General features: G+C 68.7%; 21 protein-coding genes. 17 read left to right on the top strand and 4 right to left on the bottom strand.

Annotated elements, in window-relative coordinates:
* The first annotated feature begins 54 nt into the window (after positions 1–54).
* Positions 55–258 (top strand): FmdB family zinc ribbon protein, encoded by a 204-nt coding sequence (locus NBT82_RS05225; protein ID WP_251330515.1) that lies wholly within the window; start codon positions 55–57, stop codon positions 256–258.
* Here the strand turns inward: NBT82_RS05225 and NBT82_RS05220 are convergent, their stop codons facing one another.
* On the bottom strand, positions 259–1,446 hold the full coding sequence (locus NBT82_RS05220) for a hypothetical protein (protein ID WP_251330514.1): 1,188 nt from the start codon (positions 1,444–1,446) through the stop codon (positions 259–261).
* A 156-nt stretch (positions 1,447–1,602) separates the two neighbouring features.
* Here NBT82_RS05220 and NBT82_RS05215 point away from each other — a divergent pair, with 156 nt between their 5' ends.
* Positions 1,603–2,445 (top strand): M14 family metallopeptidase, encoded by an 843-nt coding sequence (locus NBT82_RS05215; RefSeq protein WP_251330513.1) that lies wholly within the window; start codon positions 1,603–1,605, stop codon positions 2,443–2,445.
* A gap of 68 nt (positions 2,446–2,513) precedes the next feature.
* Here the strand turns inward: NBT82_RS05215 and sucD are convergent, their stop codons facing one another.
* Positions 2,514–3,383, bottom strand: coding sequence for a succinate--CoA ligase subunit alpha (gene sucD, locus NBT82_RS05210; RefSeq protein WP_251330512.1), 870 nt, complete (start codon positions 3,381–3,383; stop codon positions 2,514–2,516).
* The gene (gene sucC / locus NBT82_RS05205; RefSeq protein ID WP_251331354.1) at positions 3,383–4,528 is read right to left on the bottom strand and encodes an ADP-forming succinate--CoA ligase subunit beta; all 1,146 of its coding nucleotides are present in this window, start codon (positions 4,526–4,528) and stop codon (positions 3,383–3,385) included. Before sucC ends, sucD begins: the two co-directional genes overlap by 1 nt.
* A 218-nt stretch (positions 4,529–4,746) precedes the next feature.
* Here sucC and NBT82_RS05200 point away from each other — a divergent pair, with 218 nt between their 5' ends.
* The 12 genes from NBT82_RS05200 to NBT82_RS05145 all read left to right on the top strand — a co-directional run bounded on the left by NBT82_RS05200 (position 4,747) and on the right by NBT82_RS05145 (position 16,941).
* Positions 4,747–5,331, top strand: coding sequence for a hypothetical protein (locus tag NBT82_RS05200; RefSeq protein WP_251330511.1), 585 nt, complete (start codon positions 4,747–4,749; stop codon positions 5,329–5,331).
* Entirely contained in the window at positions 5,328–5,966 is a 639-nt protein-coding gene (locus tag NBT82_RS05195) for a QcrA and Rieske domain-containing protein (RefSeq protein WP_251330510.1), read from the top strand. The genes NBT82_RS05200 and NBT82_RS05195 overlap by 4 nt, the downstream gene beginning before the upstream one ends.
* A 2-nt stretch (positions 5,967–5,968) precedes the next feature.
* Positions 5,969–7,345, top strand: coding sequence for a cytochrome b (locus NBT82_RS05190; protein ID WP_251330509.1), 1,377 nt, complete (start codon positions 5,969–5,971; stop codon positions 7,343–7,345).
* Positions 7,338–7,535, top strand: a complete 198-nt coding sequence (locus NBT82_RS05185) for a DUF8120 family protein (protein WP_251330508.1) — start codon at positions 7,338–7,340, stop codon at positions 7,533–7,535. The genes NBT82_RS05190 and NBT82_RS05185 overlap by 8 nt, the downstream gene beginning before the upstream one ends.
* Positions 7,528–10,398, top strand: coding sequence for a nitrate reductase subunit alpha (gene narG / locus NBT82_RS05180; RefSeq protein ID WP_251330507.1), 2,871 nt, complete (start codon positions 7,528–7,530; stop codon positions 10,396–10,398). The genes NBT82_RS05185 and narG overlap by 8 nt, the downstream gene beginning before the upstream one ends.
* Positions 10,395–11,447 (top strand): nitrate reductase subunit beta, encoded by a 1,053-nt coding sequence (gene narH, locus NBT82_RS05175; RefSeq protein ID WP_251330506.1) that lies wholly within the window; start codon positions 10,395–10,397, stop codon positions 11,445–11,447. Before narG ends, narH begins: the two co-directional genes overlap by 4 nt.
* Positions 11,440–12,276, top strand: a complete 837-nt coding sequence (locus NBT82_RS05170; RefSeq protein ID WP_251330505.1) for an ethylbenzene dehydrogenase-related protein — start codon at positions 11,440–11,442, stop codon at positions 12,274–12,276. The genes narH and NBT82_RS05170 overlap by 8 nt, the downstream gene beginning before the upstream one ends.
* Complete coding sequence (locus tag NBT82_RS05165) at positions 12,276–12,968, top strand: molecular chaperone TorD family protein (RefSeq protein ID WP_251330504.1); 693 nt, start codon at positions 12,276–12,278, stop codon at positions 12,966–12,968. Before NBT82_RS05170 ends, NBT82_RS05165 begins: the two co-directional genes overlap by 1 nt.
* A complete protein-coding gene (locus NBT82_RS05160) occupies positions 12,965–13,804 on the top strand; it encodes a DUF8068 family protein (RefSeq protein WP_251330503.1) in 840 nt (279 codons plus the stop codon). Before NBT82_RS05165 ends, NBT82_RS05160 begins: the two co-directional genes overlap by 4 nt.
* Complete coding sequence (locus tag NBT82_RS05155) at positions 13,801–14,670, top strand: HEAT repeat domain-containing protein (RefSeq protein WP_251330502.1); 870 nt, start codon at positions 13,801–13,803, stop codon at positions 14,668–14,670. Before NBT82_RS05160 ends, NBT82_RS05155 begins: the two co-directional genes overlap by 4 nt.
* A complete protein-coding gene (locus NBT82_RS05150) occupies positions 14,667–15,896 on the top strand; it encodes a P-loop NTPase (protein ID WP_251330501.1) in 1,230 nt (409 codons plus the stop codon). The genes NBT82_RS05155 and NBT82_RS05150 overlap by 4 nt, the downstream gene beginning before the upstream one ends.
* Positions 15,897–15,978: 82 nt before the next feature.
* A complete protein-coding gene (locus NBT82_RS05145) occupies positions 15,979–16,941 on the top strand; it encodes an NADPH:quinone reductase (RefSeq protein WP_251330500.1) in 963 nt (320 codons plus the stop codon).
* Between the two features lie 51 nt (positions 16,942–16,992).
* Here the strand turns inward: NBT82_RS05145 and NBT82_RS05140 are convergent, their stop codons facing one another.
* Positions 16,993–17,412 carry a VOC family protein gene (locus tag NBT82_RS05140; RefSeq protein ID WP_251330499.1) on the bottom strand — a complete coding sequence of 140 codons (420 nt, stop codon included), beginning with the start codon at positions 17,410–17,412 and terminating at the stop codon, positions 16,993–16,995.
* A gap of 65 nt (positions 17,413–17,477) precedes the next feature.
* Here NBT82_RS05140 and NBT82_RS05135 point away from each other — a divergent pair, with 65 nt between their 5' ends.
* The 3 genes from NBT82_RS05135 to NBT82_RS05125 all read left to right on the top strand — a co-directional run bounded on the left by NBT82_RS05135 (position 17,478) and on the right by NBT82_RS05125 (position 21,081).
* Entirely contained in the window at positions 17,478–18,185 is a 708-nt protein-coding gene (locus NBT82_RS05135; RefSeq protein WP_251330498.1) for an SDR family NAD(P)-dependent oxidoreductase, read from the top strand.
* Positions 18,186–18,271: 86 nt separating this feature from the next.
* Positions 18,272–19,609, top strand: a complete 1,338-nt coding sequence (locus NBT82_RS05130) for a sodium-dependent transporter (protein WP_251330497.1) — start codon at positions 18,272–18,274, stop codon at positions 19,607–19,609.
* A 59-nt stretch (positions 19,610–19,668) separates the two neighbouring features.
* Positions 19,669–21,081: a sodium-dependent transporter gene (locus tag NBT82_RS05125; protein ID WP_251330496.1), complete on the top strand. Its 1,413-nt coding sequence runs from the start codon at positions 19,669–19,671 to the stop codon at positions 21,079–21,081.
* The last annotated feature ends 64 nt before the right edge of the window (positions 21,082–21,145 follow it).

Here is a 21,145-nt window from a genome sequence, read left to right as displayed (position 1 = left end):
GACAACACGAACAATTATGAATGATAACTGATAACGTTCGGATGGTGGTACCGTATGAGCCTCATGGACAAGGTGAAAGAACTACTGGCTCCGGACGAAGGGGAGACGGTCCTCTACGATTACGAGTGCCAAGAGTGCGAGACGACCTTCACGAGTAGCGAAGAGCAGGAATCCGTCACGTGTGACAACTGTGGCTCGACGGATCTCGAGGAGGTCGGCCGGATGTACGCCGGTGGCGGCGGCGGCGCTCCCGGGTAGCTACGCCTCGCTTCCCGGCAGTCGCCCCGGTTCCCCGGAGCGAAGGATGTACTCGATGGCGATGCCGTTGAGTGGCGACCCGGCCGCCTCCGCGTGGGCCCGCGCCAGATCGAGATACCGCTCCGTGATGGAGACGACGTTCTCGTAGGCCGTCGCGTCGTCCCCAGCGAGGACGTACTCGGCGGTGACGGGCGTGAGTTGTCCCTCGGCCACGTCGTCCCGGTAGTCGTCGACGTCGTCCAACCAGATCTGCGCGCCGATGATCGCGAGGACGATGGACGTGCCGAACGCGTCTGGGATCTCGAAGCCGATGCCGCGGTAGGCGTCGAGCATCCCCCGGTAGATGACGCCGACGCGGTCGTACTGCGTCCGCAGATAGGGCAGGTCGTGCTCGCGCGCTGGAAGCGGAGCGTCCGCAGGAACGGGCGCGAACTTGTACTCGGCGTCGATGCGCCCGGCAGCGTCGACGTCGCCGTCGAGGGCGGCCGCCAGCAGGTCACGGAAGCGGTCGTCCTGTTCCTGGTGGGCCTCCGATCGCTCGACTGCGTCGTCGTAGGCGGTCCTGACCGCATCGGGCGCGCGGTCGAACGCCGTCTCGACGACGTCCTGGAGGTGTGCCTGTGCGATCTCGGCGACCCGGCGGGGGTCGGGAACCGGGTCGCCGGCCACCGACACCTCGAAGTCCGCGAACTCGTCGTCGTTGATCGCGTCGCGCATGTCGCCATCGAGCAGCGCTTGGACGATGAGCGCCGTCGCTTCCTCCGCCCGTTCGACGTACTCGCGGGCCTCGCGGTTCGCGGGGGCCGACGGATCGACGAGTCCGACCCGTCCGCGAAGACCCGTCGTCTCGTCGGCCACGGGATCGTAGCCCGCCGTCGACCGGCCGAGCGCCCGACGGTACAGATAGCCCAGGGTCAGCTCCGCCGGCAGCGTGAGCTTCGTCTCGTAGGCGAACGTCACTCCGTCCTCGTCGACGCCCAGTTCGTCGGCGACGGCGACCTCGATCTCGTCGTACACGTCGTCGAGGATGGCATCGAGCGTGTCGTCGACCGCCGACTTGATCCGGAGCGCACGGTAATCGAGACGGCCGGTCTCCGCGTAGTATCCCAGGATCGCCCGCTTCGCCGTGGATAAACGGGCCGTCGCGGCGAGTCGGCGGGCGATGGCCCGCGGCGGCGACGGGATCACCGATCCGGACGACCGTCCGGGCCGGTCGTCGTCCTCACCTCCCGACGGCTGACTCGGGTGCTCATTGGCCGAACGGTCCCCGGCGACGAGTATCAAGCTTGTTATCGGCGCTCCCGATGGGACAGTTTTTCGGTCACGGGCGTCGGAGACACGCCCATGCAGGTCTACACGCTCGGCGAGGGCACCCCCGAGGTAGCCGTCGTCGGGGCGATCCACGGGGACGAACCCTGTGGTGCCCGTGCCATCGAGCGATTCCTCGACGAGGACCCGGACGTCGACCGCCCGGCGAAACTGATCGTCGCCAACGAACGTGCCCTCGAACGGGGCGTCCGCTACGTCGATACGGATCTCAACCGGTGTCTCCCCGGCGATCCGGAGAGCGACCAGTACGAGGAGCGACTGGCGCACGAACTCATGGCCGAAGTGCGAGGCTGTACCGCGCTCGGCATCCACTCGACGGTCTCGTACGCTCGTCCCTTCGCCAACGTGGCGTGTCTGGACGGACGGGAACGCGGGATCGTGGCTCACCTGCCCGTCGAACAGGTGGTCGATTTCACCGTCGTCGCCGACGGCCGATCCGCCGAACTGCCGGGCTTCGTCGACATCGAGGCGGGCCACCAGGGGTCGGCGGCGGCCGCCGACAACGCCTACGACTGTCTGGTTGCCTTCCTCCAGGTTACGGGTGTCCTCCCCGGCGATCCGCCGGATCCGAACCCGGAGTTCTACGAGGTGACCGAACCCATCTACAAGGAACCGGGGCGGACGTACCACTTCCGCGGCGAGAACTTCGAACGCGTCGCGCCCGGGGACCGGTTCGCCGACGTCGACGGCGACTCGCTCGTCGCCGACGAGGAGTTCTGGCCCGTCCTCATGTCCGACGACGGTCACGACGTCCTCTTTGGCTATCGGTCGACCTACCACGGGCCCCTGTCGTCGCTGCCGCCCCTGGATAGGACGGAGGCGACCGCCGAGTCCGCCGACGAAGCGACCGACGACTAGTCGTCGACGGCACCGTAGGCCGGGCGGGGTCGGTCACGCCCGTGAGCGGGCAGTCGGGGCGAAAGTCGCTACAGGTAGCCCTCGATGTGGTCGGCGACTTCCTCGGGGGTGTCGCCGACGGGAACGCCCGCGGCGTTGAGCGCGTCGATCTTGCTCTCGGCCGTCCCGGTGCCGCTCCCGGAGACGATGGCGCCGGCGTGGCCCATGCGCTTGCCCGGCGGGGCCGTCCGCCCGGCGATGAACGCCGCCACGGGCGTGTCCATCTGCGTGGCGATGTACTCGGCGGCCTCCTCCTCGTCTTCGCCACCGATCTCACCGCACATGGCGACCGCCTCGGTCTCTTCGTCGGCCTCGAAGAGTTCGAGAGCGTCGATGAAGGAGGTGCCGATGATCGGGTCGCCGCCGATGCCGATGGCGGTCGTCTGACCGATGCCTCGGCTGGTCAGGTTGTCAACGACCTGGTAGGTCAGCGTGCCCGACCGGGAGACTAGCCCGACCTTCCCCGGGGCGAAGATGTTGCCCGGCAGGATACCGAGTTTCGCCTCGCCGGGCGTGATGACGCCGGGACAGTTCGGCCCGACGAGGTGGGTGTCAGTCTCGCGGAGCCGACGGTTTACCTTCGCCATGTCCTGGGTCGGGATGCCTTCGGTGATGGCGACGACCAGATCCAGCGAGGTGTCGAGCGCCTCGAACAGCGCGTCGGCCGCAAAGGCCGGTGGGACGAGGACGACGGAGGCGTCGGCGTCCTCCTTTCGGACCGCCTCGTGGACGGTGTCGTAGACTGGGACGCCGTCGACGTCCTGGCCGCCCTTGCCGGGCACCGCGCCGGCGACGACGTTCGTGCCGTACTCGATCATCTGCCCGGCGTGGAACTTGCCCTCGCCGCCGGTGATGCCCTGGACGACGACGCGGGTGTCAGCGTCGACTAACACACTCATCAGTTCGTCACCTCCGCGGCGTCGTCGACGGCACGCTGGACGGCCTCTTCTAGGGTTTCCTCGACCCGTACGAGGCTGGTATCGAGGATCTCCATCCCCTCGCTGGCGTTGGTACCGGCGAGGCGGACCACGACGGGCTTGGGAATCTCGTCGAACTGTGAGAGCGCTTCGTTGATGCCGCGGGCCACCTCGTCGCCGCGAGTGATGCCGCCAAAGATGTTGAACACGACCGAGTCGACGTTCGGGTCCGAAAAGACCATATCGAGGGCGTTGGCGACACGTTCGGCCTTGGCGCCGCCGCCGATGTCGAGGAAGTTCGCGGGCTCGCCGCCGTAATGATCGACGAGGTCGAGCGTCGCCATCACGAGACCGGCACCGTTGCCGATGATGCCCACGTTCCCCGAGAGACGGACGTAGTCGAAGCCGTATTCGCCGGCCTTGCGTTCGAGGTCGTCGGTGTAGGACTCCTCCTCCATGTCGGCGAGGTCGGGGTGCCGAAAGAGGGCGTCGTCGTCGACGTTCATCACGGCGTCCGCGGCGACGACGTCGCCGCCGTCGGTCACCATCAGCGGGTTGATCTCCGCCTCGCTGGCGTCGTTGGCCTCCCAGAGGTCGTACAGCGTCTCCAGCACCGAGGAGACGGCCCGCGAGACGTCGCGGGGGATGTCCGCCTCGTAGACCGCCTTCCGGGCCTGGTAGGAGTGCATCCCGAACGCGGGATCGACGTGTTCGCGGGCGATGGCCTCGGGTGTCTCCGCGGCCACCTCCTCGATGTCGACGCCGCCCTCGGAGGAGACCATGGCGACGGGTTCGCCTTCGCCGCGGTCCATCGTCACGCCGAGGTAGAGTTCGTTCGTGAAGTCGACGGCAGACTCGACGAGGACGCGGTCGACGTGGTATCCCTTGAGATCCATGCCCAGGATGTTCTCGGCGGCCGCGCGGAGTTCGTCCGCGTCGGTCGCGATCTCGATGCCGCCGGCCTTGCCCCGCCCGCCGACCTGGACTTGTGCCTTGACTGCCACCGGATAGCCGAGGGCGTCCCCGGCATCGACGGCCTCGTCGACGCTCGTCGCCAACTGGGAGTCCGGCGTCGGAATCCCGGCGTCGGCGAAGACGCCCTTCGCCTGATACTCGTGAAGTTTCATGTTCGGGTCGTTCCCGAGTTCCCGTGACCGGGAGTTAGTAGTGTCGATCATCCGGTCCGCTGCCCGCCGCGTCCCCGACTGGGAACCGGCCCACGCATAAATCCCGCCCCGAACGTTGTTCCCAAATCATTACAATTCTCAGGATAGTTTATTGCGGCGACAGGTGAGGTCATCCGTGGGCGGAGAGTGCATCGTTCGCTCGCCAACGATTCCCAACCATGAGACGCAACACGCTACTGATCGGCGCGATGATCGTCACGGTCCTGTTGCCGATGTGGTTCGTCGCGCTCCACGGCGAACCGCCCTCGGAGGAAGTCGCCATCGACGAGAGTGTCACGGAGATTCGGCCGCTGGAGGGCTTCGTCGATGCGCCGAACAAACTGTCGCCGAGCCAGGTCGGCGTCGTCGTCTGGGTCGCGCTCTTCGGCCTCGTCGGCGCGCTGACCGCGGCGCATCGCTTCATGAACGACGCGGTGAGGCCCCCGGACGACGTCGACGCCGCCGCTGAGACGGACGGCGGCGTCGTCACCCTGCCGTGGCTGGAGACGGGGCGTCGCTGGATCGTCGAGTACCACGACGCGTCCGACGCCATCGAGGGGTTGATCGCGATGGGCGGGCTGACCGTCCTCGCCATCGTCTTCGCGGCGCTCTTTACGGGCGAGTATCTGACGCTCGCCCGGACCCAGTACTTCGGACTATACGCCGCGGGGATGTTCACCTCGCTGGCGCTGTCGACCGTGGCCTACTACGCGTGGTTCATGCCACACATCGAGGTGGCCGAACGCCGGGGGCACGACGGATGACGGCGTCGGACGACGACTGCGAGGACTGTCCCTGCCACGGTGAGACGACACGGCCGAGCATCTTCGCGGACGAGCGCGCGCGGACCACCGTCCGCCGTCGGGACGTCGCGAAGTTGCTCGCGACGGCCGGCGGACTGACCGCCATCGGCAGCCTCGCCGCCCCGCTCGCCGGCCTCACCCAGGTGTTCGAGCGGGGGTACAGCGGACCGATCTACTCCGACGGCATCACTCTCGTCGACGGCGACGGGACGCCCGTCACCGAGGATCGGCTGGCCGAGGGCGAACAGCTCACCGTCTTCCCCGAACCGCGGCCGGGCATCGAGAACGCGCCGACGCTCTTGGTGCGATACCCCGAGAACGCCTACGGCGGCGGGACAAACATGGCCTTCACCGTCAGTGGCTACGCGGCCTACTCGAAGGTGTGTACTCACGCCGGCTGTATGGTCTCCGACCGTGAGGGCGACACACTGGTCTGTCCCTGTCACTTCGGGAAGTTCGACCCGACCGCGGGCGCGGCGGTCGTGGGCGGCCCGCCGGGGCGGCCGCTCCCACAGCTACCGATCACGCTGTCCAGCGAGGGCGTCCTCGTCGCCACGGGCGACTTCGAGGCCGCCGTCGGGCCGGGAGGTGGGTAGTCGTGGCCGACTCGCGCGCCGAGCGGCTGTACGACTGGTTCGACGCCCGCCTCGACCTGCGGAGCGGTCAGTCGTTCCTTGGAAAGGCGTTCCCCGCGGAGGACTCCTTCCTGCTCGGCGAAGTCGCCCTGTTCTGTTTCCTCTTTCTCGTCCTCTCCGGCGTCTTCCTCGGGTTCTTCTACGAACCCTCCACGTCGGACGTGGAGTACGACGGGAGCGTCGCCGAGTTCCAAGGCGAGGAGATGCCCGAGGCGTTCGCCTCGGTGTTGCACATCACCTACACCGTCCCGTTCGGCATGTTCATCCGACGGCTCCACCACTGGGCGGCCCACCTCTTCGTCGCCTCCATCGGCTTACACATGTTACGGGTGTTTTTCACGGGGGCGTATCGCAACCCCCGTGAGATCAACTGGGTGGTGGGAACGGGACTGGCGGTGCTGGCGATGGGTGCGGCCTACACGGGCTACGCCCTCCCCTTCGACGAGTTCGCGGCCACCGCGACCAGTATCGGCTACAACCTCACCGTCTCGGTGCCGCTCGTCGGCGACTTCCTCGGCGAGATCGTCTTCGGCGGGGAGTTCCCGACGAGCGCGACCATCCCGAGGCTCTACTTCATGCACGTCCTTCTCATCCCGGCGGCCATCGCCGTGGGACTGGCGGTCCACATGGCGCTCCTGATTCGGCAGAAACACACCGAGGCGCCACGCGAGAGCGACGTGCAGGGGGGCGGGCGGACGGTCGATCGGGAGGACGACGGCGTGATCGTCGGCCTGCCGGCGTTCCCGAACCAGGCCGCCGTCTCGGCGGTCGTCTTCTTCCTGACCGCCGCCACGCTGTCGGCGCTGGCCGGCCTCCTCCCGGTTCACAACGTCGCCGAGTACGGCCCGAACGACCCCGCGTCGACGCCGGCGCTCATCATGCCCGACTGGTTTCTGATGTGGGTGTATGGCTTCCTCAAACTCCTGCCGACGTGGCTCTCCTTCTCGGTCGGGCCGGTCCACGTCTCCACCGAGTTCGTCGGCGGTATCGTCCTCCCCGGCCTCGTCTTCGCCGCCATCGTGGCGTGGCCCTTCGTGGACCGCACCGGCCCGACCCACTTCACGACCGATCCCCTGGAGCGCCCCCGACAGACCGCCGTCGGCGTCGCCGCCGTCGCGTTCGTCATGATCGCGTCCATCGCGGGGATGAACAACATCCTCGCGGCGCAGGTACTGGGTGTGTCGACCGGCGTCGTCAACCCAATCCTGACGGCGGCGCTGCTCGGGGTGCCGCCCCTGTTCGGCGGGATCACCTACCTGCTCCTCCGGGACGCCAGCGAGGAGTCGGGGACAGAGGAGGGCGGCACCGCCCCGACGGCAGGAGGTGGGAGCGATGACTGAGACCGACCCGCTCGTCCGACTCCCGCTGTCGGACCGGGAGTATAGTCTGCTAGATACGGCGAGCAAACTGCTCGGCCTCGGCCTCGTGGCCGTCGGCCTCGACGTCGGCGGCGGCACGGCCGCCGGCCTCGCCCTCGCCGTCGCCGGCGCCGTCTGTGCGACCGCGACGGTGTTCGTGACCAATGAGTGACAACACGGCGGACGACGATTGGACGGACAGCACGGGAATCGGGAGACGTGACTTCGTGAAGGGCCTCGGTGTCGCCTCCTTCCTCGGGGCGACCGGCCTCTCCTTCGCGGACGACGGCATGAGCGGCCTCCAGACCGTCGACGACCCCATCGGGAACTACCCCTACCGCGAGTGGGAGGACCTCTACCGCGAGGAGTGGGACTGGGACTCGATCGCACGGTCGACCCACAGCGTCAACTGCACGGGGTCGTGCTCGTGGAACGTCTTCGTCAAGGACGGCCAGGTCTGGCGCGAGGAACAGGCCGGCGACTACCCCACCTTCGACGAGAGCCTCCCCGATCCCAACCCGCGGGGCTGTCAGAAGGGCGCTTGCTACACCGACTACGTCAATGCCGACCAGCGCGTCCTCCACCCGCTACGTCGCACCGGCGAGCGCGGCGAGGGCCAGTGGGAGCGGATCAGTTGGGACGAGGCGCTGACCGAGATCGCCGACCACGTCATCGACGAGGTGCAGGCGGGGCGCTACGACGCCATCTCCGGGTTCACGCCCATTCCCGCCATGAGCCCCGTCTCCTTCGCGTCGGGGAGCCGGCTGATCAACCTCCTCGGCGGCGTCTCCCACAGCTTCTACGACTGGTACTCCGACCTCCCGCCGGGGCAACCCATCACCTGGGGAACCCAGACCGACAACGCCGAATCCGCCGACTGGCACAACGCCGACTACCTGATCGCGTGGGGGTCGAACATCAACGTCACCCGCATCCCGGACGCGAAGTACTTCCTCGACGCGGGCTACGAGGGGGCAAAGCGGGTCGGGATCTTCACGGACTACTCCCAGACCGCCATCCACACCGACGAGTGGCTGGCCCCGGAAGGCGGCACCGACACCGCCCTCGCGCTCGGCATGGCCCGGACCATCGTCGAAGAGGGGCTGTACGACGAAGCCCACCTGAAAGAGCAGACGGACATGCCCCTGTTGGTCCGCGAAGACACGGGCAAGTTCCTCCGGGCCGGAGAGGTGGGACTGGCGACCGACGCCGACGACCCCGAGAAGGTGTTCGTGATGGTCGACGCCGACGGCGGCCTCCGGGCGGCCCCGGGCTCGCTCGGTGACCGCGACGGCCAACACGACTCCGCGGCGAGCATCGAACTCGGCTTCGATCCTCAGTTGTCGGTGGATCGGTCGGTCGACGCCGCCGACGGCTCCGTCGCCGTGCGCTCCGTGTGGACGAACCTGCGGGACGAACTCGCGGCGTACACCCCCGAGTTCGTCCACGAGGAGACGGGCGTCGGCGAAGACACCTACCAGCGGATCGCCCGCGAGTTCGCGGGGGCCGACGCCGCGAAGATCATCCACGGCAAGGGCGTCAACGACTGGTACCACAACGACCTCGGCAACCGAGCGATCCAGTTGCTCGTGACGCTGACCGGCAACCTTGGTGATCCCGGGACCGGTCTCGATCACTACGTCGGTCAGGAGAAGATCTGGACGTTCCACGGCTGGCAGGTACTCTCGTTCCCGACCGGTTCGGTTCGCGGCGTACCCACGACGCTGTGGACGTACTTCCACGCCGGCATCCTCGACAACACCGACCCCGACACGGCCGAGAAGATCCGCGAGTCGATCGACCGGGGATGGATGCCGGTCTACCCCAGCGAGCGCGAGGACGGGTCCCGGCCCGATCCCTCGACACTGTTCGTCTGGCGTGGAAACCTCTTCAACCAAGCCAAGGGCAACGTCGCCGTCGAGGAGCAACTGTGGCCCAAACTCGACCTGGTGGTCGATATCAACTTCCGGATGGACTCGACGGCGTTGTATTCGGACATCGTCCTCCCGGCGGCCAGCCACTACGAAAAACACGACCTCTCGGAGACGGATATGCACACCTACGTTCACCCGTTCACTCCGGCGGTGGAACCGCTGGGGGAGGCGCGGACGGACTGGGCCATCTTCCGCGACCTGGCCGCGAAGATTCAGGAACGGGCCCGGGAACGCGGCGTCGACCCCGTCGATGATCGGAAGTTCGACCGGACCATCGACCTCACGACGGTCCACGACGACTACGTGCGCGACTGGGAGACCGACCAGGACGGCGCGCTCGTCGAGGACCGCGCAGCCGCGGAGTTCATCCTGGATCACTCCGAGGAGTCGAACCCCAGCGATAGCGACGAGCGGATCACCTTCGAGGACACGGTCGAACAACCCCAGCGACTGCTCGCGGCCGGCGACCACTGGACCTCCGACATCGAGGAGGGCGAGGCGTACGTCCCGTGGCAGCGCTACGTCCACGACAAGGAGCCGTGGCCGACGTTCACCGGCCGCCAGCAGTATTACATCGACCACGACTGGTTCCTCGAACTCGGCGAGGAACTGCCGACCCACAAGGAGCCGCCGTCGTCGACGGGCGGGGACTACCCCCTCTCGTACAACACCCCGCACGGTCGGTGGTCGATCCACTCGACGTGGCGGGACAGCGAGAAGATGCTCCGCCTCCAGCGTGGCGAACCCGTCGTCTACCTCAACCCCGAAGATGCCGAAGCGCGGGGCATCGAGGACGGGGACACGGTCGAGGTGTACAACGACCTCGCCAGCGTCGAGGTACAGGCCAAGATCTATCCCTCGGGTGAACCGGGGACGCTCCGACAGTTCTTCGCGTGGGAGAAGTTCCAGTATCCCGACCGCGAGAACTTCAATTCGCTCGTGCCGATGTACATGAAGCCGACACAACTGGTGCAGTACCCCGCCGAGACGGGCGAGCATCTCCACTTCTTCCCGAACTACTGGGGGCCGACCGGCGTCAACAGCGACGTGAACGTCGACGTGCGGCCCGCCGGCGACGCCGACGGAGGTGAGGACTCATGAGTACCCAGGACGACACGAACATCAACGTCGCGGACGGGGTCGACCACCAAGTGGCGATGGTGATGGACCTCAACAAGTGCATCGGCTGTCAGACGTGTACCATCGCGTGCAAGGACCTCTGGACGGAGGGGGGCGGCACCGACTACATGTACTGGAACAACGTCGAGACCAAGCCCGGCGAGGGCTATCCCCGCGGCTGGGAGGAGTCCGGCGGCGGGTGGACCGACGACGGCTCCGAACGGGTCGCGGGCGAGATTCCCTCCCGCGAGGACTACGGCCGCCCCTGGGAGTTCAACCACTCCGAGATCATGTACGAGGGGAGCGACGAGCCTCTCCGCCCGCGCGAGGGGGCGGAGTGGGGTCCCAACTGGGACGAGGACCAAGGCGCCGGGGAGTACCCAAACAGCTACTACTTCTACCTGCCCCGGATCTGCAACCACTGCACCCACCCCTCCTGCGTGGAGGCCTGTCCGCGGCAGGCGCTCTACAAGCGCGAGGAGGACGGTATCGTCCTCGTCGACCAGGAGCGCTGTCGGGGCTATCGCTACTGCGTCGAGGGCTGTCCGTACAAGAAGGTGTACTACAACACCGTCTCGAAGAAATCGGAGAAGTGCATCTTCTGTTACCCGCGGCTGGAAGGCGAGGGGCCGGACGGGGAGACGTACGCGCCCGCCTGTGCCGAGGAGTGCCCGCCCCAACTGCGGCTGGTCGGGTTTCTGGACGACGAGGACGGCCCCATCTACAAGCTCGTCGAGGAGTACGAGGTGGCGCTGCCCCTGCATCCGGAGTTCCGCACCCAGCCAAACGTCTACTACATCCCGCCGTACGCCCCCGGTCAGCATACGGAGGACGGCGAATCGGTCGACGTCGACCGCATTCCCAGGGGGTATCTCCGGGAACTCTTCGGCGACGGCGTCGACCAAGCGCTCAACACCATCGAGCGCGAGCGCCAGCGCGCCCGGCAGGGCGACGACAGCGAACTGATGGAACTGCTCCAGCACAAGAATCCGGCCAAACAGTACCGGCTGGGAGTCTTCGACGATGACTAACAGACGGGCCCGTGCGCTACTGGTTGCGGCGCTCGTCGGCGCGCTCGTCGTCTCGGCGACCGTGGCGGTTCCGTCCGCCGATGCCCGCCCGGCCCACGAAATCCCGGTGAGTACGATGCCCGAGGCCGACCTCTCGACGCCGAGCGCCCCCGACTGGTCACGGGTGCCCGCCGCCGACGTACCCCTCGCGAGCGCCCCCAGCGGCGTCCCGAACGCCGGCGACACGTCCATCGACCGCGTCCACGTGCAGGCCGCCCGGAGCGGCGAGCAGTTCCACGTCCGTCTGCAGTGGTCGGATCCGACGCGGAACGTCACCGCGGGGTCGCCGCGAGCCTTCCCCGACGCTGCGGCCATCCAGTTCCCCGTGGACACGAGTTCGCGCCCGCCGATCGCGATGGGTGGACGGGACAACCGCGTGAACGTCTGGTACTGGGCCGGGAACGGCGCAACCCAGGAGTTGTTGGCAGGCGGTGCGGGCTCGACGACGACGTTCCAGTCGCCGACCGTCGACGCGAACGCCACCTACACGAACGGCACCTGGACGGTCGTCTACACACGTGACGTGACCGGCGCGAGCGAGAATCGAACGACACTCGACGACGACGACCGACTCGACGTCGCCGTCGCCGTCTGGAACGGGGGTAACGGCGAACGCGCCGGACGGAAGGCGGTCAGCGAGTGGCACTACTTCCCGACCGGCGAGGGTGCCGAGGGGGCGCCCTACCAGACGCTCCTGTGGACCGTCGCCGGCGTCGCCATCGTGGCCGTGATCGGAGTGACGGCCTTCGGCGTCCTCCGTACCCACGGCGGGGACGGGGGTGGGTCCTAATGGCGACGGCCGACGGCTCCGAGGACCGCGGGAGCGTCGAGACCGACCCAGCCGCCCGCGGGACGGTGTTCGCGACGCTTGCCGGCGCCTTCCGACACCCGAACCGGGAGTTCCACGAGGCCGTCACCGACGGTCGCCTGTACGCCGATCTGACGCGATGTCTCGATCTCACGCCCCTCGACGTGACCGTCCCGACACTCGCAACCGACGACGACTACGAGACGCTGGCCGCCCGATACAACGACCTGTTCGCGATCGGCCACGCGGAGTACGAGGATCGGACGGACGGCACGCTCGACGCCGAGGGTCCGCCAGTGCCCCTCTACGAGTCGAAGTACCGGCCCGATCAGTCCTGGAACGACGTGAACCTCGACCTGGCGCGGGCCTACGAGTACTACGGGTTGGAGATCGACCCGTCAGCCCGCGACAATCACGACGCCCTGCGATACGAACTGGAGTTCGCGGGCTATCTCGCCAGGCGGGAGGCCGCGATGGCAGGTGAGCGTACCGACGCGGCCGCGGCCAGACTCGACTTCCACGACCGCCACCTCGGTCACGCCGCCGCAGGGGTCGCCGATCGGCTCGACGGCGAACCCGGGACGGGCGTCTACGGCGACCTCGCGACCCTGCTGGAAACGTTCGTCCGGGCCGACCGCAACGACCTCGCGGCCCGTCTGGAGGGGTCGGAATGACGGCCAGTGCGACTGCCGAGGGTCGGAGGCAGTACCCGTCGATCCTCGACGACAGGCGGCGGGCCGTCGTCACGGGCGCGGCGGGGGTGGCCGCCCTCGGCCTTCTCGCTCGCGTCCTGATCGTGACGCTCGTCAACGCGCCCACGGGACCGACGGCCGCCGTCGTCGAACCCGTGGCAGTCGGCGCGACGGCCCTCGCCGGCGCCGGCACCATCTGCTTCGCACTGACCGAGACCGATCCGGTGGCGGGGGTTGGACTCCTGTTCGTCGGCGTCTTCGGCCTCCTGTCACTCGCGGTGCCTGCCGTCGCGGTTCCCGCGGCCGTCGCCGTCGTCGGGGGGACGGCCACCGTCGCGATCACCCGCCGTGACCGGCTTCCAACCGTCCACGGCGTCGCGATCGGCGCCCTGCTGGTCGCGCTGGCGGTGTGCCTCGCGAGCGGCGTCGGCGGCGTCACTGCGCTCAGGCCGGCCGGTTCGACGCTCGCCCTCGCGGCCGTCGCCATCACGCCGGCCGTCGCGGCACCGACCACCCGGTCCCTGCTCGACGGCGGCGTCGCGACCGCCGCCGTCGTCGGCGTCGGCCTGTCGCTGCCCTTCGTCGTCGGCGCGATCACGCTGGTCGCCGGCGGCGTCGTCGGGACACCGCTCCCAGTCGTCGCGCTCGCCGCCGGCGGGGCCGTCACGGCTGCGAGCGCCGCGGCGCGGCGACGCGAGTGGCTACTCCTCGCCGGGATAACGCTGGTCGCCGGCGCCGGCGTCCCGGCGACGCTCGGCCGCGCGGTGCCGTTCGCCCTCGGCGTCGCGACGCTCGCGCTCCAGGAGGTGGACCGATGACCTGCGACGGTCACGACGACGAGTTCGAGAAACACCTCGACGAGGAGCCGGACCCACAACTCGATCCGATGCGGAGCCCGGGCGTCGGGAGCGACATCGAGGCACTGGAGGACATCGAAGTCGGTCGCGAGGACGTGACCATCGGCGAGGCGTCGCCGGCGGAACTGTCCGCGGCCGACACGGAACCGGTCGCCGACAGCGACGCGGCGGCGCTCCTCGCGGATCTGGAGGCGAACGACCCGGTCGATCGCCGCCGCGCCGCCCTCGCGCTGAAGGACGAACCGACGGCGTCGGCGGTCGTCAGCGGACTCGCGCGGGCAGCCACGGCCGACGACGACGCCGACGTACGGCAGTTCGCGGTGGAGGCGCTGACCGCCCACGGGGGCGACGGGACCGGCACGAGCGGCGAACGCGCGGCCGCCGTCGCCGTCGAACTCCTCGACGACGACGACCCCTGGGTGCGCGCCGAGGCCGTCGTCGCCCTCGACAACCTCGACCGGGAGGCCCACGAGGACGACATCGCGGCTACCGTCGACGACGACCACCACGCCGTGCGCCGGAACGCGGCCGTCTCGCTGTTCAAGCTCCGGGGGGCGGCGATGGCCGACCGTCTGCTCGACCTGAGTCACGACGAGAGCGAACGGGTCCGTGAGTGGGCGGCGCACATGCTCGGCGGCGTCGACGAGAACCGCGCCCGCGACCGGCTGCAGGAACTGACCGACGATCCGGCCACGGTGGTCCGCCAGACCGCCGAACGGGCGCTCGACGCCGACCCGGCACGGTTCCGCCGGAACTTCGGTGCCCTGGAGAACGACGGCCGGCTACTGCCCGGCGAGGACCGACTCAACCGTATGCCCGATCTATGACCGACACCACGACACTCAAAGACCGCGTCGAAGCGGCGCTGCGAACCGTTCGCGATCCGGCGGCCGACCTCTCGGTCTTCGAGGCCGGCTTCGTCGAGAACCTGACCGTCGACGACGGCGACGTGACGGTCGAGACCGACCTGACGGCCGTCGACGAGGAAACCGGACAGGGGGTGATCGAAGCGACCTTGCGGGCCGTCGACGACGTCGAGGGCGTCGAGAGCGTCCACGTCGAGCAGGCGGCACCGTCGAGCGAGGACAGCGCCCGGGTCGAGGCGTTCGACCACGTGATCGCCGTCGCGAGCGCGAAAGGCGGCGTCGGGAAGTCGACGGTGGCGACCCACCTGGCCTGTACGCTCGCGGCGGACGCCGAGGTGGCGCTGTTCGACGCCGACATTCACGGCCCGAACGTGCCGAGGCTACTCGACGTGAGCGGGCCGGTGCGCTCCAGCGAGGAGGGCGACCCCCTCCCGATCCGCCGCGACGGGATGGACGTGATGAGCGTCGGCCTGATGGAGTCCGGCGCACCCCTCGCCTGGCGGGGCGCGATGGCCCACGACGCGCTTTCGGATCTCTTCGGGAACACGGCGTGGCGCAACGACGACGTCTTGGTAGTTGACCTGCCGCCGGGAACCGGCGACGTGGTGCTCACGACGCTCCAGGAGGTGCCAGTCGACGGCGTCGTCGTCGTCACGACGCCGTTTCACGCCGCCGTCAGCGACACCGAACGGACCGTGGAACTGTTCCGAGACAACGACGTGCCGGTCCTCGGCGCCGTGGTCAACATGGCCGAATACGTCTGTAACTGCTGTGGCGAGTCGAACGACCTGTTCGACGAGACTGCCCTCGACGGGTTCGACGCGCCCGTCCTCGCGGAACTGCCCTTCACGCAGGACCTGCAGGGACGGCCGGCCCCCGCCGACGTGCCCGCCGCGGTGGCAGACCTCGGAGAACGGGTTCGCGACGCCCTCGACGGCGCGGGCGAGGTGGACGTGCCGGACGACGCCGTCGACATCCGCGGGGTCGCACCGCAGGAGCGAAAGGAACGGGTTCGGGACCGCTTCGAGTCGCTGGCGGCTGGCGACCGGTTCGTCCTCGTCAGCGACCGCGATCCGACGCCGGTCGGCGACTTCCTGAGTCGCGTCGCCGACGAGTCACGCGAGTCGTTCGACGTCCAGGTGCGACGTGCGACGCCGGACGACTGGGTGCTGGAGACGGTCAAGTAACCCCTGGGAGACGGACCGTTCGGCGGCGACGCCGAGGCAGGGACTGCGTGGCTTTATTCGGCCGCTCCGCCTACGCCCCCCCATGCGCGCGGTTCGATACCACGAACACGGCGGTCCCGAAGTACTGCGAGTCGACGACGTCGACCGGTCCGAACCGGCCCCCGACGAGATACTGCTCCAAGTGGCGGCTGCGGGGATCAACCCCGTTGACACCTACTTCCGCGAGGGCTCCTACGAACCGTTCACGCTCCCGATGATCCCCGGCGTCGACGCCGCGGGCGAGGTGGTCGCCGTCGGCGACGCCGTGGCGGGCGCGAGCGTGGGCGACGCCGTCGTCGCGACGGGATTGAGCAAGGACCACTACGGCGGCTGTGCCGAGTACGTGGCGGTGCCGGACGACCGGTTCGCAGTGCTCCCGTCGGGTGTCGACCCCGTCGCCGCCGGCGGCGCGGGCGTCGCCGCGGTCACGGCGTGGCGGGCGCTGATCGACCACGCGGGACTCGAACCCGTCGAGACGGCGCTGATCCACGGCGGAAGCGGGGGCGTCGGCCACGCGGCGGTACAGGTGGCTGCGGCCGCGGGTGCACGGGTCGTCGCCACCGCCGACCCCGCGTACCACGACCGACTCGACGAGTTGGGAGCCGACACCGTCCTCGACTACGCACGGGACGACCTCCGAGCGGCCGTGACCGAGGCGAGCGCCGGGGGACCGGACGTGATCCTCGATCACCGCCTCGACGACTACCTGCAGTTCGACGCCGACGTGGCCGCCCACGACGGCCGGATCGTCGGCATCGGCGAGAACGACCCCGCCGTCGGCTTCACGAACGACGGCGTCGCCCGCGGGAAGGACCTCACCTACCAGTTCATGAGTATGTTCAACACGCCCAACCTGAGCGATCCGCTCGCGCGGGTCGCCTCCCTGCTCGGGACGGGCGACCTCGACATCGAGGTGGCGCGCACGTACGACCTCGACGACGTGGCCGACGCCCAGCGAGACGTGATGGAAGACAGCGTCCTCGGGAAGCTAGTCGTGACGCCCTGAGCGCCGCTCCGCCACACCCGCGGCGGGTGCGGGCCGATCGCGGCGGTCGCGTCACCGGTGTTCGAGGAGTTCGATCCGGACCCCGGCTGGATCGGCGAAGAATGCGATCTTCAGGTCGCCGAAGACGGACGGCTCCATCAGGAACTCGACGCCGGACGCCGCCAGTTCCCGGTGGGCCGCCTCGACGTCGTCGACGACGAACCCGAAATGGAGGAAGCCGGTCGGTAGGTCGTCGGTCAGTCCGGCCGCTTCGTAGGGTGCCCGGTCGAAGAGGTAGACGCGCTTGTCGGCGACCGAGAGCGCCGCGTGCTCGACCGCCGTCGCCCCCTCCCCGTCGCCGGCGTGGCCCCGCTCCAGCAGTTCGGCTCCGAACTGCTCGCGGTAGAACGCGGCACACGCGTCGACGTCCTCGACCTTCAGTGCGACGTGGAAGAACGATTCGGGGTTCACGTCGTCCGCGACGGCCGCCACCGACAAATAGCCTCGGCGGGCCGTCCTCCCTCGGGCTTTTGTGTCGCGGTTCCGAACGGTTTCGCATGTCGGCATCCTTCGACTTCACGGATCGGGTGGTCCTGGTCACGGGCACGAGCGGTGCGCTCGGGAGCGCGATCGCGACTGCCTTCGACGACGCCGGAGCGACCGTCTGTGGCGCGGACATCGTCGCGCCGGACGACGAGGAGTCACTCGTCGACCCGGACGTGGTGGACTACTACCAGGGGGATTTCACCGACGAGGACGACGTGGCGCGGGTGTTGGACGAAATCGTCGGGACACACGGTCGGCTGGATCACCTCTGTAACGTCGCGGGGACGTGGCGCGGAGGGACGCCGATCCACGAGACGGACGTGGAGACGTTCGACTTCTTGTTCGACGTGAACCTGAAGACCGCGTTTCTGGCGTCGAAACACGCGCTCCCACATCTCCAGGCGACCGAGGGGACGATCGTCAGCGTCTCGGCGCGGTCGTCGCTGTCGGGGGGTGAGGGCGACGGTCCCTACCGCGCCTCGAAGGCCGGTGTCCGACTCCTGACCGAGACCGTCGCCGAGGAGAATCGGGGCGTCGTGCGGGCGAACGCGATCATGCCGAGTGTCATCGACACGCCGATGAACCGGGAGATGATGCCCGACGCCGACCACGACGCGTGGGTCGACCCCGCGACCATCGCGCGGACGGTACTGGTGCTCTCCTCGGAGGCCACGGCGGCGACGAGCGGGGCCGCAGTCCCGGTCTACGGGGAGGCCTGACCGTCGGGTTGACGGCCTGTAACGACAGTGACAGCCGTCGCCGCGGACCGTGAGCCTTTTTTCCGTGGTGGGGGTACCCCTGGCCCATGTCACAACGAGAGACGTGGGCGACGCGGGTGGGATTCATTCTCGCGGCCGTCGGCAGCGCCGTCGGACTGGGCAACGTCTGGCAGTTCCCGTTCCAGACGGGAGCAAACGGCGGCGCCGCCTTCATCGTCGTCTACCTCGCTGCGGTCTTCTTGATCGGCTTTCCGGCCATGCTCGCGGAGTTCGTCGTCGGCCGGCGCGCCGAGCGCAACCCCATCGACGCCTTCGCCCGCCTGGGCCACCGTAACTGGCGTATCGTGGGACTCATCGGCACCGTCTCGGCGTTCTGGATCCTCTCCTTTTACAGCGTCGTCGGCGGCTGGGTGGTCCGGTACGTCCTCGGGAGCGCCACCGGTGCGTACTTCTCCGGCTCCGAGGCGTACTTTGGCGCCATCGCCGCGGGCCCCGAGGCGGTCGGCTTCCACGCCCTCTTCATGGCGCTGACCGTCGGCGTCGTCGCCTTCGGCGTCACGGACGGCATCGAGCGGTCGACCAAGTTGATGGTGCCGAGCATCGTTCTCCTGCTCGGCGGCCTGGCCGCCTGGGCGGGGACGCTCGACGGCGGCGCCGCGGGCTACGCCTACTACCTCTCGCCGGACGTCGACGCCTTGATCGCGAACTTCGGAACCATCCTCCCCGCCGCCGTGGGACAGGCCTTCTTCACGCTCTCGCTCGGGATGGGCGCGATGATCACCTACGCCTCGTATCTCGGGCGCGACGACTCGTTGCCGGCCGACGGCGCGACCATCGTCCTCCTCAACACGTTCGTCGGGCTGCTCGCCGGGCTGGTCGTCTTTCCCATCCTCTTCTCGCTGGGCATCGAACCCGGGAGCGGCGGACTGGGCGCGGCCTTCATCACCCTCGCCGGCGCGTTCGCACAGCTACCCGCCGGCCGCCTCCTCGGGGTCGTCTTCTTTGTCGTCCTCCTGCTGGCCGCGCTCTCCTCCGCGATCAGCCTCCTCGAAGTGGTGACGTCCTACCTCGTCGACAATACCGACCGCTCGCGCTCGACGCTCGCCGTCTCCCTCGGCGTCGCCATCTTCCTTCTGGGCGTGCCGAGCGCACTGGGGGTTCCCATCCTCTCGTGGTACAACGCCGTCGCCTACAACCTCCTGCTTCCGCTGTCGGTGCTCTGCCTGCTCCTCTTTGTCGGCTGGGTGGACACCGACGACGCCGTCGCCGAACTCCGACGCGGGACCGGCCTGAGCGAGTCGGGCGCCGTCGCGTGGCTCCTGTTCGTCCGCACGCTCGTCCCGTTGGGCGTGCTGGCGACGCTCCTGCTCGGCCTCCAGAGCCTCGCGGTCAAGGCGGGACTGCTCGCGGCACCGCTGGTCTAACCTGACTGACGGCTTCGGACTCGAAACCCACTTCACGGGCATCCACGCAGGGTGTGGTAATGACACGAGAGACGTGGGGGACGAGAACGGGCTTCATCCTGGCCGCCGCGGGAAGCGCGGTAGGCCTGGGGAACATCTGGCGCTTTCCATGGATGACCGCCGAGAACGGCGGCAGCGCCTTCCTGCTCGTCTATCTGGTCGTCGTGCTGGCGGTCGGGGTGCCCGGCCTCCTGGGCGAGTTCGTCATCGGACGGCGGGCGCGGCGCAACCCAGTCGGCGCCCTCGGTGACCTCTCCGGTTCGCGACGCTGGGCCGCCGTCGGCGGCATCTCGGCGATCACCGGCGTCGCGCTTCTCTCCTTTTATAGCGTCGGCGGCGGCTGGATCCTGCGGTACCTGCTGGTTTCGATCGTCGGTGCCGTCACCGACGGCGCGGCATACCTCGCCGATCCAGGACCCTACTTCGAGTCGATCTCCTTCGGCGTCGAGGCCGCCGGCTTCCACCTCCTCTTTCTCGCGCTCACCGGCCTGATCGTCCTCGGTGGAGTCCGCCGCGGAATCGAACTCGGGACGAAGGTGATGATGCCCGCCGTCCTCGCGCTTCTGGTCGGGATGGCCGTCTGGGTGTCGACGCGGGCGGGCGCCGGTGCCGGGTACGACTTCTTTCTCTCTTTCGACCTCGAAACCATCCGTAGGAACTTCTTTTCGATCCTCGGTCCCGCCGCCGGACAGGCGCTGTTTACCCTCTCGGTCGGTGCCGGCACCATGATCACGTACGCCTCCTACATCGACGAGAATCGATCGCTGCCGTTCGACGGGTCGGTCATCGCCCTGCTCAACACGGGTGTGGGCGTCCTCGCGGGGCTCGTGGTCTTCCCGCTGCTCTTCTCGCAGGGGATCGATCCCGGGAGCGGCGGCCCGGGTGCGCTGTTCGTCGGCATCGCCGGTGCGTTCGCGGCGCTGCCCGGCGGCGGGCTCCTCGCCGTCCTGTTTTTCGGCGTGGTCGCCTTCGCCGCGCTGTCGAGTTCGATCAGCATGCTGGAGATTCCGGTCTCCATCCTCGTCGACGAACGAGGATGGTCGCGCCGGAAAGCAGTCGGCGTGCTCCTGGCACTCATCGCGACGACCGGGACGATCACCGCGTTTCGACCGTCGCTTTTCGACTTCGTCGCCGGCACGCTGGTCGACCTGTTGCTCACCGGGGGGCTGATCGCCTTCCTGCTGTTCGCGGGGTGGGTCCTTGGGCGCGACGCGGTCGCGGAGTACGCGACGGGCGCTGGGCCGCTGTCGCGACGGCTCGGGATCCCGTGGCTGTTGGCCATCGGCGTCGCGATTCCCCTCTTTCTGGTGTTTACGCTGCTGACGACGCTCGGGGTCGACACCCGTGTCGGATTCTGGCCGACCGCCGGCGCCGCCGTCGCCGTCGTCGGTCTGGCGCTTCTCGGCCTGCGGCGTGGTCGCGCGGCGGTGTGAGCGCGGCGGAATCCTTTTGCCGCCGGTCGGACCTTTTGTGGACAATGATAGGTGGTCGGCCATG

The sequence above is a fragment of the Haloplanus sp. HW8-1 genome (genome assembly GCF_023703795.1).
Lineage (GTDB): Archaea > Halobacteriota > Halobacteria > Halobacteriales > Haloferacaceae > Haloplanus > Haloplanus pelagicus.
Note: the sequence above shows the minus strand (reverse complement) of the source record. Positions and strands in the feature narration are given on the sequence as shown.